At 69.4% G+C, this 11,816-nt stretch carries 10 protein-coding genes and 1 tRNA gene; 4 read left to right on the plus strand and 7 right to left on the minus strand.

What is annotated here, in order from left to right:
* Nucleotides 1-482 precede the first annotated feature (482 nt).
* On the minus strand, nt 483-1,529 hold the full coding sequence (locus AB7I40_RS23000; RefSeq protein WP_428347393.1) for an alpha-hydroxy acid oxidase: 1,047 nt from the start codon (nt 1,527-1,529) through the stop codon (nt 483-485).
* A 25-nt stretch (nt 1,530-1,554) separates the two neighbouring features.
* Nucleotides 1,555-2,820 (minus strand): tyrosine--tRNA ligase, encoded by a 1,266-nt coding sequence (gene tyrS / locus AB7I40_RS23005; RefSeq protein WP_428347394.1) that lies wholly within the window; start codon nt 2,818-2,820, stop codon nt 1,555-1,557.
* 129 nt (nt 2,821-2,949) lie between these two features.
* Between tyrS and AB7I40_RS23010 the strand changes: the two genes are divergently transcribed.
* Nucleotides 2,950-3,129: a YegP family protein gene (locus AB7I40_RS23010; RefSeq protein WP_428347395.1), complete on the plus strand. Its 180-nt coding sequence runs from the start codon at nt 2,950-2,952 to the stop codon at nt 3,127-3,129.
* 24 nt (nt 3,130-3,153) lie between these two features.
* Here AB7I40_RS23010 and AB7I40_RS23015 read toward each other — a convergent pair.
* Nucleotides 3,154-3,227: transfer RNA gene (locus tag AB7I40_RS23015), tRNA-Ile, on the minus strand.
* A 78-nt stretch (nt 3,228-3,305) separates the two neighbouring features.
* The gene (locus AB7I40_RS23020) at nt 3,306-3,647 is read right to left on the minus strand and encodes a hypothetical protein (protein WP_428347396.1); all 342 of its coding nucleotides are present in this window, start codon (nt 3,645-3,647) and stop codon (nt 3,306-3,308) included.
* Between the two features lie 62 nt (nt 3,648-3,709).
* Between AB7I40_RS23020 and AB7I40_RS23025 the strand changes: the two genes are divergently transcribed.
* Both AB7I40_RS23025 and AB7I40_RS23030 read left to right on the plus strand, forming a co-directional pair.
* Nucleotides 3,710-7,642, plus strand: coding sequence for a Pls/PosA family non-ribosomal peptide synthetase (locus AB7I40_RS23025; RefSeq protein ID WP_428347397.1), 3,933 nt, complete (start codon nt 3,710-3,712; stop codon nt 7,640-7,642).
* Nucleotides 7,639-8,952, plus strand: a complete 1,314-nt coding sequence (locus AB7I40_RS23030) for a M1 family metallopeptidase (RefSeq protein WP_428347398.1) — start codon at nt 7,639-7,641, stop codon at nt 8,950-8,952. The genes AB7I40_RS23025 and AB7I40_RS23030 overlap by 4 nt, the downstream gene beginning before the upstream one ends.
* Here the strand turns inward: AB7I40_RS23030 and AB7I40_RS23035 are convergent.
* Genes AB7I40_RS23035 through AB7I40_RS23045 form a run of 3 tightly spaced genes read right to left on the minus strand, consistent with a single transcriptional unit; the run spans nt 8,938 to nt 10,740 of the window.
* Nucleotides 8,938-9,444, minus strand: a complete 507-nt coding sequence (locus AB7I40_RS23035; RefSeq protein WP_428347399.1) for a 4'-phosphopantetheinyl transferase family protein — start codon at nt 9,442-9,444, stop codon at nt 8,938-8,940. The two genes, AB7I40_RS23030 and AB7I40_RS23035, sit on opposite strands and share 15 nt — an antisense overlap.
* A complete protein-coding gene (locus tag AB7I40_RS23040) occupies nt 9,444-9,767 on the minus strand; it encodes a putative quinol monooxygenase (RefSeq protein WP_428347400.1) in 324 nt (107 codons plus the stop codon). The genes AB7I40_RS23035 and AB7I40_RS23040 overlap by 1 nt, the downstream gene beginning before the upstream one ends.
* A 13-nt stretch (nt 9,768-9,780) precedes the next feature.
* A complete protein-coding gene (locus AB7I40_RS23045; RefSeq protein WP_428347401.1) occupies nt 9,781-10,740 on the minus strand; it encodes a phosphotransferase in 960 nt (319 codons plus the stop codon).
* 61 nt (nt 10,741-10,801) lie between these two features.
* Here AB7I40_RS23045 and AB7I40_RS23050 point away from each other — a divergent pair, with 61 nt between their 5' ends.
* Nucleotides 10,802-11,539: a PIG-L deacetylase family protein gene (locus AB7I40_RS23050; protein WP_428347402.1), complete on the plus strand. Its 738-nt coding sequence runs from the start codon at nt 10,802-10,804 to the stop codon at nt 11,537-11,539.
* The last annotated feature ends 277 nt before the right edge of the window (nt 11,540-11,816 follow it).

Raw genomic sequence — 11,816 nt, forward strand, 5'->3', positions numbered from 1 at the left:
GCAGAAGACCGATCACTGACAAAATTGTCAGAATTATCGATTAACTACCAAAGGAACCGTCAACTCACACCCCCACCAAAAAGGCAGAGGAACAAGCCAGACGGGTTAAAATTAATTCGTCGACTATATGACACACTGTTGAGTTCTCAAACATCAGACGCGCACCACCGCGATCCTTGCGGACCGCATCCGGGGCAACCTCAGAAAACTTACCGGTTGAACTACGCCGATGCAAATCGGTTTCGCACTGAGCCGGCCCCACCCACGCCAGCCACACCGATTTGATGGCGAGGCCGCACGTGGCGCGCACTCGTCCCGCCTCGGTTGAGGTGAGAGTGAAGGGTTTCGCTCGGAGGCCGGGAACCCAACCTTGCGGTCTTGCTCCCCGCCGCACTCCGGCGACGAAGCAGAACATTATGTGAGCAGGTCAACGGGGTCAAATCGACACGGAGTGACGCAGGGCACATTTGTGTTTTCGCAGGTCAGAGCCCTGTGAGGGGGCCGCGGACGGCCAGTCCGCGCGTGTCGCCGAGGTGCCGGCAACCCGAAAGGCGCAGCGCGTCAACCAGTTCGTCCTGCAGGTCGGTCAGCATCCGCTGGACGGCGGACTCACCCCCGACGAGCGCGTAGAGCGGCAGGCGCCCCAAGAACACTGCCCGGGCACCCAGGGAGAGAGCGGTGACGACATCGAGGCCGGAGCGCACCCCTCCGTCGACGTACACCTCCGCCTCGCTGCCGACAGCCTCCGCGACCGGGGCCAGGGCCGCCGCCGTCGACACGGACCGGTCGAGCTGGCGCCCGCCATGGTTCGAGACCCAGATGCCTGCGGCTCCCGCCTGGACACAGCGGCGGGCATCGTCCGGGCGCAACACACCCTTGACCACCACCGGCAGTCCCGTGGTCTCGGCGAGCCACCCGATGTCGTGGGGACCCAGGTCCGTGGCCTTCTCGGCCCCTGGCGCCTCGGAGAGATCGGGCTCGGCGTTGACCCGGAGGATGGCCGGGTCCGTCGTCTCCCAGACCGTCGGTCCGGCACCGTCGTACTTCGTGCCGACCACCGGGGTGTCGACGGTGAGCACCAGCGCCTTCGCACCTGCTGCCACCGCACTGGCCAACAGCGGTTCGGACAGGGTCCGGTCAGCGGACAGGTAGACCTGCAGCCACCAGTCGGCACCGGTGGCCCCGATGTCGGCGAACGGTGTGCCAGCGTTGCTCGAGACCACCACCAGCGAGCCGGTGGCTGCGGTGGCTCGCGCCATCGCCAGCTCTCCGTCCGGATGCACCGCACGCTGCAGCGTGGTCGGAGCCACGGCGACCGGGCAGGTCAACTCCGTGCCGAGCACCGTGGTCCGGGTATCGATCTCGGTCACGTCGCGCAGCACATGGGGAAGCAGGCGGAACTCAGCCCAGGCCGCGTGTGCCTCGCTGGCCGTCGTACCGTCCCGGGCGCCCTGTGAGAGGTAGCGGAACAACGGCACCGCCAGCGCTTGGCGCGCTGTCTCCTCCAGCGAGTTCAGCCAACGGTCCATGCGTCCCCCTCCGTGCTCCGGACGTTCAGTGAAGTTCGATCCCGGCCATCTTCTTCTTGCCGCGCCGCAGCACCAACCAGGTCCCGCCGATCACGTCGTACTGCGTCGGCACGAACTCGGGGTCCTCGATGCGGCGGTTGTTCAGGTAGGCACCGCCTTCCCCGACGGTACGGCGCGCCTCACCCCGGCTCTGGGCAAGCCCGGAGGCCACGAAGAGGTCGATGATGCTGGGCAGCTCACCGGTGATCGACGTGGTACCCGCTTCACGAAGGGCGGCGCCGAGCGTGTCCGGGCTGAGATCGTGCAGGTCCCCTCCCCCGAACAGCGCCGCCGAAGCGGCCTTGATGCGTGCCGTCTCCTCGGCGCCGTGGACCAGCGTGGTCACGTGCTCGGCCAATGCCTTCTGACCGCTGCGCAGGAACGGCTTCTCCGCCGTGAGGACGTCGAGTTCCTCGATCTCGGCCCGCGAGAGGAACGTGAAGATGCGCAACAGCTCGCCCACCTTCTCGTCCTCGGCGTTCAGCCAGAACTGGTAGAAGGCGTAGGGAGACATCAGGTCAGGGTCGAGCCAGAGCGCCCCGCCCTCGGTCTTCCCATACTTCGTGCCGTCAGCCTTGGTGACCAACGGAGTCGCGAAGGCGTGTGCCCGTCCCCCGTCGGAACGACGGATGAGCTCGACGCCACCGGTGAGGTTGCCCCACTGGTCGCTGCCACCGAACTGCACCCTCACGTCGTGGTTGCGGTAGAGGTTGAGGAAGTCCATCGACTGGAGCAGGACGTAGCTGAACTCCGTGTAGCTGATCCCCGCCTCGAGTCGGCTCTTGACCACGTCGCGAGCCAGCATGCGGTTGACCGGGAAGTGCTTGCCGATGTCGCGCAGGAAGTCGATCACCGACAGGGAGGCGGTCCAGTCGTAGTTGTTGACCATCGTGGCCGCGTTGTCGCCCTCGAAGGACAGGTAGGGCTCGATCTGGCGCCGTACCCGCTCCACCCAGTCCTTCACAGTGTCCAGCGAGTTGAGAGTGCGTTCGCCGGAGTCGCGCGGGTCGCCGATCATCCCGGTGGCACCCCCGACCAGGGCGTACGGCGTGTGGCCGGCCTCCTGCAGCCGCTTCGCGGTCAGGATCTGGACGAGGTTGCCCATGTGCAGGCTGGGGGCAGTGGGGTCGAAGCCCACATAGAAACGCACACTCCCCTGGCCGAACGCTTCGCGCAGGGCATCGAGATCGGTCGAATGGGCGATCAGGCCGCGCCATTCGAGCTCGTCGAGGACGTTGGTTTCGGTGGGCACGCCGGGCCTTCCAGGTCGGAGATGGTGCACCAAGCCTGCCTCATCGACTGCCGAGCTGCGAGGCAACCCCTCGTCAGGGGCTTTCGTCAGGGTTAGCCTGCACGAGCGGGGGCGAACCGAGGAGACGTCATGGCAGGCAAGTTCGAGGTGTACGAGGACAAGGCCGGCAAGTTCAGGTTCCGCCTCAAGGCGGGCAACGGCGAGGTCGTGGCCCAAGGGCAGGACTATCAAACGAGGGCCGCGGCCACCAAGGGCTGTGAAGCCGTGCAGCGGGCCGCTGCCGGCGCCAAGATCGTGCACGCCGACTGAGGCGGGTCCAGGACCGGACCGCAGTGGGGCGGGTCGGGCTTGAACCGACGACCGAGCCATTATGAGTGGCTTGCTCTAACCGACTGAGCTACCGCCCCCGGTGCACTGACGCGCAGGTCGCGACCCTATCGGAGGTCGGTGCCGTGAGGTACCGCGGCCGCTCGGGCCAAGGGAGCTCAGAGATCCTTCGGCGGTGCGGACCACCGGCGGCGCCCGTCCGACTCGGCGTTGATCGCCTCCACAAGCGCGTGGGCCTCCTCGATCCGGCGTCGCTTGACCTTGTAGGAGTGCGGCCCGTCCGCTGTATCGGCGGGCGCGGTGGCGCCCACGATCTCGACCCACAGGATCGGCTTTCCCAGGGGTGGGGTGGAGATCCCGGCTCGACGGATCTCCGCCCACTCGACCTGGGACACCCGGTCCAGCCCGCGCGCGGCAGCCGAGGACTTGCTGCGGAAGAAGGTCAGGCCCTCCAAGGTGACCTCGAGGCGACCACCGGAGAGGAAATCGTCACTCGACACCGGGGAAGTGGAGCACATCAAAGTGAACGGGCCCGAGGAGACCAGCAGTCGGGATCGGACACGTGGCGTTCACCTACGTCGGCCACGATGCCGCGGTGACCGAAGCCCATGCGCTGCTACCCACGCTGTTGGCGGCTGCCCGCGCGCCGGTCCCCCGCACCCTGGTCGACATCTTCCGCGCCAGCGTCGCCGCGAGTCCCGACGCGCTCGCCATCGACAGCGGGACCGAGACCCTGACCTACCTCGAACTCCACGAGGCAGCCGACGAACTGGCGCACCGCCTGGGGGAGCTCGACATCGGACCCGGGGACAAGGTCGGCGTCCGGATCAAGTCCGGGACCACCGACCTCTACGTGGCGATCCTCGGCATCCTGGTCGCCGGAGCGGCGTACGTCCCGGTCGACGCCGACGATCCCGACGAGCGCGCCCGGTTGGTCTTCGCGGAATCGAACGTGGCTGCCATCATCGGCAACGAGCTGGTCGTGGTCTCGACAAGCTCGACCACCGAGGGCAGCGGCCCGACCACCGAGGGCAGCGGCTCGGCCACCGAGAACGCGGCAGGGGTGGTCGGTCCCGGGCATGACGCGTGGGTGATCTTCACGTCGGGGTCGACCGGCACGCCCAAGGGCGTCGCGGTGACCCATCGCAACGCTGCCGCCTTCGTGGACGCGGAGTCGCGGATGTTCCTCCAGTCCGACCCCATCGGGACCCGCGACCGGGTGATGGCCGGGCTCTCGGTGGCCTTCGACGCCAGTTGCGAGGAGATGTGGCTGGCCTGGGCGTACGGCGCGTGCCTGGTCCCGGCACCACGCTCGCTGGTGCGCTCGGGCGTCGACGTCGGTCCCTGGCTGGTTGCCAACGACATCACGATCGTCTCGACGGTGCCGACCCTCGTGGCGCTCTGGCCGGAGTCCGCGCTGGACCGCGTCCGCCTGCTCATCATGGGCGGCGAGGCCTGTCCCCCGGAGCTGGCCGCGAGGCTGCAGCGCCCCGGGCGCGAGGTCTGGAACACCTACGGCCCCACCGAGGCGACCGTGGTCGCCTGCGGAGGCCTGCTCGACGGCACCGATCCGGTCCGGATCGGGCTGCCCCTCGACGGTTGGGACCTGGCCGTGGTCGACGCCGCCGGACTGCCCGTCGCCAGCGGACAGACCGGCGAGCTGATCATCGGCGGCGTCGGTCTGGCCAGGTATCTCGATCCCGACAAGGACGCCGAGAAGTACGCCGCCATGCCGACCCTGGGCTGGGAGCGGGCCTACCGCTCCGGCGACGTCGTGCGGAACGACCCCGCCGGCCTGGTCTTCGCAGGCAGGGCCGACGACCAGATCAAGCTGGGTGGGCGGCGCATCGAGCTGGGCGAGATCGACGACCAGCTGCTCCGACTCCCCGGCGTCGTCTCGGCCGCCGCCGCGGTCCGCTCCACGGCTTCGGGCAACAGGCTTCTGGTCGGCTACCTCACCGTTTCCGAGACGTACGACGCCACCTCAGCCATGGAGGTGCTGCGACACCGACTGCCCGCAGCCCTGGTCCCCCGACTGGCCGTCGTCGACGAGCTGCGCACGCGCACCTCAGGCAAGGTCGACCGCGATGCCCTGCCCTGGCCGATCGCCAAGTCCAGGGTCGTCAGCGCGGGGCTTGTCGGCACCCAGGCGTGGATAGCCGAGATCTGGCACGACGTCCTCGGCGCGGAGGTCTCCTCGGCCACCGACGACTTCTTCGACTTCGGCGGCGGCTCCCTCACCGCGGCCCAGGTCGTCAGCCGGCTGCGCGAGCGCTTCCCGGAGGTCGCCGTGGGCGACGTCTACGCCAACCCCACCATCGCCACCCTGGGCGCAGCCCTCGAGGAGCTGGCCGGCACGGTCGTCCGCTCGGACCGCAAGGTCCCCCCGATCCCGCTCAAGACGCAGGCCGGCCAGCTCGCCGCACTGCTCCCCCTGCGCGCCATCGCGGCCGCCCGCTGGCTCAGCTGGCTCGCCCTGGGCTCAACCATCGCCCGGGTGGTCGCCGACCTGCCCTGGCTGCCGGCGTACCCCTGGTGGCTGCTGACGCTGACCACGATCTGCTTCCTGCTGCCGCCAGGTCGCATGACGCTGGCGGCCGCGATGGCGCGCATCGTGTTGCGCGGCGTGGCGCCCGGTGAGCACCCCCGGGGCGGCAAGGTGCACCTGCGGCTGTGGCTCGCCGGACGGATCCAGGACGAGTTCGCGGCCACCGGCCTGGCCGGCGCAGCGTGGTTCCCGTACTACGCGCGGGCGTTGGGCGCCCGGATCGGCCCGGGTGTGGACCTGCACACGATCCCGCCGGTGACCGGGCTGCTGCGCATCGGCAAGGACGCGGCCATCGAACCCGAGGTCGATCTGGGGGGCTACTGGATCGACGGCGACATCCTGCACATCGGCACGATCACCATCGGTGCCCGGGCCCGGATCGGCGTGCGCAGCATGCTCGGCCCCGGCGCGGTCGTCGGCAAGGACGCGGAGGTGGCGCCGGGCTCGTTCGTGTCCGGCGAGGTGCCCGACGCAGAGTTCTGGTCCGGCGCCCCCGCCGAGCGGCAGGCCAAGGCCCGCGGCCCCTGGTCCACCAAGCAACCACCCGCCGAGACCATCTGGCTCGGCGCCTACGGCGTCGTGTCGGTGCTGATCGCGAGCCTGCCCGGCGTCGGCGTCCTGGCCGGTGCAGCGGTGCTCTTCCCGGCCGTGCGCGAGGCCACCTCCCTGGGACAGGCCGCGCAGAGCGCACTCCCGTGGGTGCCCGTGGCCGCCGCCGTGGGCTACCTCGTCCTTGCGCTCGCGATCCTCCTGCTGGTGCGACTCTTCGGGCGCGGGATCAGTCCGGGGCACCACCCCGTCCGCTCAGCTGCGGGGGTCCAGATCTGGGGCACCGTCCGGGTCCTCGACGAGGCGCGCACCTGGCTGTTCCCGCTGTACTCGAGTGCGCTGACCCCGACCTGGCTGCGGCTGCTCGGCGCGCGGATCGGGCAGGGAGTGGAGGCCTCGACCGTGTTGATGATCCCGAAGCTGGTGCATGTCAACGACGACGCCTTCCTCGCCGACGACACCCTCATCGGCTCCTACGAGCTCGGCGGGGGCTGGGTCCGGGTGGAGCACGTCAAGGTGGGCAAGCGTGCCTTCGTGGGCAACTCGGGCATGCTCGCGCCGGGACGCAAGGTGCCCAAGCAGTCCCTGGTCGCCGTCCTGTCGGCGGCGCCGAGGCGAGGTACGGCGGAGCCCGGCACCGCGTGGATCGGAAGTCCACCGGCCCAACTGCGCCGGGCCAGGGGCGACACCGACGACACCCGCACCTACGCGCCCCCACGGCGGTTGCGGCTGTGGCGCGGCGCGGTCGAGGCCTGCCGCGTCGTACCCCTGCTGCTCCTCGTGCTGCTCAACCTCGGGGTGGGGCTCACGCTGCTCACCCTGCTCGATCGGCTGGGCTGGTGGACGATCGTGCTCGGTGGACCGGTGCTGATCCTCGGCGGAGTCTTCGCCGCGCTGACGACCGTCCTGGCGAAGTGGGTGCTGGTGGGGCGGCATCGAGCCGAGGACCATGCCCTGTGGACCTCGTTCGTGTGGCGCAACGAGCTGGCCGACACCTTCACCGAGATGCTCGCGGCCCCGTGGTTCGCCCACGTCACCCAGGGCACGGTCGCCCTGAATGTGTGGCTCCGAATGCTGGGGGCCAAGATCGGGCGAGGCGTCTGGTGCGACACCTACTGGCTGCCCGAGACCGACCTGGTCGAGTTGGGCGACGGCGCTACGGTCAACCACGGCTGCGTCGTGCAGACCCACCTGTTCCACGACCGGGTGCTGAGCATGGACCGGGTCGTGTTGCGCACGGGTGCGACGCTGGGACCCAACAGCGTTATCCTGCCGGCTGCGACGATCGGGCGACACGCCACCGTGGGGCCGGTCTCGCTGGTCATGCGTGGCGAAGGCGTTCCGAGCCGGACCCGCTGGATAGGCAACCCGATCGGCCCCTGGGAGGAACCGGAGTGAACGTGCCCGCTGGAGTCGACCCCTACGTCCCGGGTCACGGCGAGACCACCTACTCCGTGCAGCACTACGACCTGGATCTGTCCTACCGCGTCGACGGCAACCACCTCGACGGCGAAGCCGTGCTGCACTGCGTGGCGCGCGACTCGCTGACGTCCTTCTCGGTGGACCTCCACGCCCTGCGCCCGACCAAGGTGAGTGTCGAGGGCACCCGGGCGAGCCGGTTCCGGCACTCCGGGGACAAGCTCACGATCCGTCCCGCGCACCCCGTGGAGGACGGCCAGGAGTTCGAGGTGCGCATCAAGTACGCCGGCAATCCGAAGCCGGTGCCGTCCAAGATCCTGGGCGCCGCCGGGTGGGAGGAGCTGCTCGACGGCGTCATCGTCGCCTCCCAGCCGCACGGGGCGCCGTCCTGGTTCCCCTGCAACGACCATCCCGGCGACAAGGCGACGTACTCCATCACCGTCACCGTGCCCTCGGACTACCACGTCGCCGTCACCGGCGAACACGTCACCTCGCACCGCAGCGCACGCAGCACGACCTGGTACTACGAACAGAAGCAGCCCATGGCCACCTACCTGGCTTCCGTCCAGATCGGCCACTACGACGTCGCCACGATCGACGCCGAGGTCCCGCTGACCAGGGTGACCCCTCGACCTGCCGACGAGGCCGGCTATGAGGTCGCGTTCGGTGACCAGCCGAAGATGCTGGCCTACTTCTCGTCGGTGTTCGGCGCCTACCCGTTCGCCTCCTACACCTGTGTGATCACCGACGACGACCTCGAGATCCCGCTGGAGTCCCAGGCGTTGTCGACGTTCGGGCGCAACTTCATGGTCGACGACTGGGAGGCCATCCGGCTGGTGGCCCACGAGCTGTCCCACCAGTGGTTCGGCAACGCCGTGACCCTGGGAGCCTGGAAGGACATCTGGCTGCACGAGGGGTTCGCCTGCTACGCCGAATGGCTGTGGTCGCAGGAGTCGGGCAGGGACTCCGCCCAGGAGCGGGCCGCGGAGCACCACGCCCGGCTGGCCAAGCTGGACCAGCGATTGCTGCTCGGCGATCCCGGCCCCGACCTCATGTTCGACGACCGGGTCTACAAGCGCGGCGCACTGACGCTGCACGCACTGCGTGCCGAGGTGGGCGACGACGCGTTCTTCGAGACCCTGCGCAGCTGGGTCGCCGCACACTCAGGCGGCACCGTCGACACGGCGATGTTCGTGGAGCACGCCTCGGCGACGTGTGGACGCGACCTGACCGACCTGTTCGGGCAGTGGCTCTTCCACACCGACCTGCCTGCCCTACCGGTGTTGTAGGTCGGACCAGGCCAGCGCGGCACGGTAGCCGTGCGGCGCCGCGAGGTCCACCGCCTGGTGCTGACTGGTCCTGATCTGGGGCATCGGTGTGACCAGTCCGGTCCCGCGGACCTTGAGGATGGCCTCCTTGCGACACCACAGGCTCGCCCGGGCCTCCGGGGTGTCGGCCCGCTCCGAGGCGTGCAGGACCTCAGCGGGCACCCATCGCCGCGATATTTCCGCGACCGACTCCACGTCGACTCCCACCTGGTGCTCCAGGGATGCCGCCGTGACCAGGTGTGGTCCGGACCTCGACAGACTCACCTGCGCGCCGCTCGCCCACGGACGTCCGTGCTCCTCGGATCCGCACCGGGGGCAGAGCCTCCCCACGCGGACGCCGTCCACCGGCACCCCGCGGAGCTGGGCCACCTGTGCCCGGAGGGCCTGGTCGGCACTGTCGCTGGCCGGGTGCCATGCGATGTCGACCGCGGCGCGGGCCAGGGCATCGGGCACTAGCCGACCGACATCTCGCCCAGCTCGGACCAGTCGTCGCCCTCGACCTGCACATTGACGATCTTCGGGGTGGCAGCCAGGTAGGCCGGCAGGGTGCTGGTGGCGGCCCTGAAGTGCTCCGACTGCACGTGGGCCGCCCCGGCCTCGTCGTCGCGAAACGCCTCGACGAGGACGTACTGCGCCGGGTCAGTGAGGGAGCGCGACCACTCGAACCACAGGCAGCCAGGCTCGGCGTTGGTGGCGGCGGTGAAGTCGGCGCTGATGTTCGCCCAGTCATCGGCATGCTCGGGCAGGACCTGGAACTTCGCGGTGATGAAGATCATCCGACCAGCGTAGTCAGCGCGTCGACGACTGCTCCACCAGGCTGAGCAGCCACGCTGAGGCAGCGGCCCCGTAGTCGTCGAGCTCGGCGGGCGACATCTGTTCGGTCACCCGGATCCAGGACTCACAACGTCCCAGCCCGGCCAGTCGCAACGCTGCTGGCAAGGCGCCGCGCAGCTCCTCGAGCGGTGCCAGGTCGCTCCACACCTCCAGCGCGGAGTCGGCCACCCGCTGCAGGCGCGGGTCGTCCGGGCCACAGTCGAGCCGGTCCTGGAGCACCTGCAGCGGGATCAGCAGCACCTGCAGAGGCTCGGTCAGCAGCGCATCGGCGAAGTCGAAGAACACGAGCCGGTCCTCGACGTGGAAGACGTTCTGGTCGTGCAGATCGTTGTGGTTGAGCGTGACCGGGAGCCCGAGTGCCGCGACCTGCTCCGCCCAGCGCCGTACGACGGGCAGGTGGGTGCGCAGCCGGGATGCGTCGTGCTGGGAGACATGTCGCGGATCGTCGCGGGGAGCTGCCTGCCACCGCTCCAGGAACGACTCGACGTACGCGGGCGCCGTCAGGGCGGGCTGCCGGGTGAGTCCGGCCGTCTCCAGCCGGTCGGTCCCAGGGGTGACCTCTCGCTGCAGCAGGGCACCGTCCCTGGCCAGGCGACACCAGGCGACCACGTCGTCAGCCCCGGTCTCGCGGAACGTCGGGCCCTGGTCCGGCGTCAGCAGCAGGCCGCGGTCGAGGTCGACCGCGGAGATCGGGACGACATGATCCGGTGCCAGCATGCTCAGCTCCTGGAGGACGGCTGCCTCGAACGACTGCGCCACACAGTTCTGCTTCGCGAAGTGGACCGCGTCCGCTGTCTCGACCCGCCACACCTTCGACCAGGGCCGCATCTTGGCCTCCTTGATGCGACACACCGGTCCCAGCATCCGGGCACACCACTCCTGCACCTCGTCAGTGGTCGCCCAGTGGCTCTGCACCCGCCCAGCAAAGCCGAAGGCCGCTCTCCCGGCAATGCGGTTTCGCTGGCATGCTCGACCCATGGCTGACACTTATGAGGCGTTGCGGGAGGACTGGGAGCGTGCGCTGTGCATCGTCGCGCACCCCGACGACATGGAGTTCGGCGCAGCCGCTGCCGTCGCCCGCTGGACGGGCCAGGGCAAGCAGGTCGTCTACTGCATGGTCACCAGTGGCGAGGCCGGCATCGACGGCCTCGATCCCGAGGAGTGCCGTGTCGTCCGCGAGGCCGAGCAGGTCGAGTCCGCCCGCATCGTGGGGGTCAGTGAGGTCGACTTCCTGGGCCTGCCCGACGGCATCCTGGAATACGGCGTCGCCCTTCGGCGGGTGCTCGCCGAGAACGTCCGCAGGCATCGACCCGACATCGTGATCACCGGCAACTTCCGCGACACCTTCGGTGGACGAAACCTCAACCAGGCCGACCACATCGCCGTCGGCAAGGCCGTGCTCGACGCGGTCCGCGACGCGGGCAACCGCTGGATCTTCCCCGAACAGCTGGGCCCCGAACTCGAACCTTGGGGCGGCGTCCAAGAGGTCTGGGCCTTCGGGTCGCCCCTGGCGGGTCATGCCGTCGACACCACGGACACCTTCGCTGCCGGAGTGGCCTCCCTCGAGGCGCATGGCGCCTACATCCGTGGCCTGGGCTGGGAGCACTTCGATCCCGAGGAGTTCCTCGAGGGCATGGCGCGGCCGTGCGGTCGCGGTCTCGGCGTACCGATGGCGGCGCCGTTCGAGGTGTTCCCCATGGGCTGGGGCGACTGACCTCGTCCTGCCCAGCGGCGCAAGCATGCAGGCTGCACGGTTGTGACGTCTTCCCGCCCTCGATCCGGGTCACAACCGTGCAGGATGCACGACGGTGGCGCGGCGCGGGGCCACTCAACGAGAAGACCGAGTCTGAGCTGCTCTCGGCAGGTCAGACCCGGTCTGTTTGCTCCCCCGGTTGGACTCGAACCAACAACCCTCCGTTGGCAGACCGGGCTCGGCGGGCCGCGCTGTGCGGCCGTCTGCTGCCCTCTGCTGACGTGTGCCTTGGCGAGCT

This window comes from Nocardioides sp., from assembly GCF_050246775.1.
In the GTDB taxonomy this organism is placed as follows: domain Bacteria; phylum Actinomycetota; class Actinomycetes; order Propionibacteriales; family Nocardioidaceae; genus Nocardioides.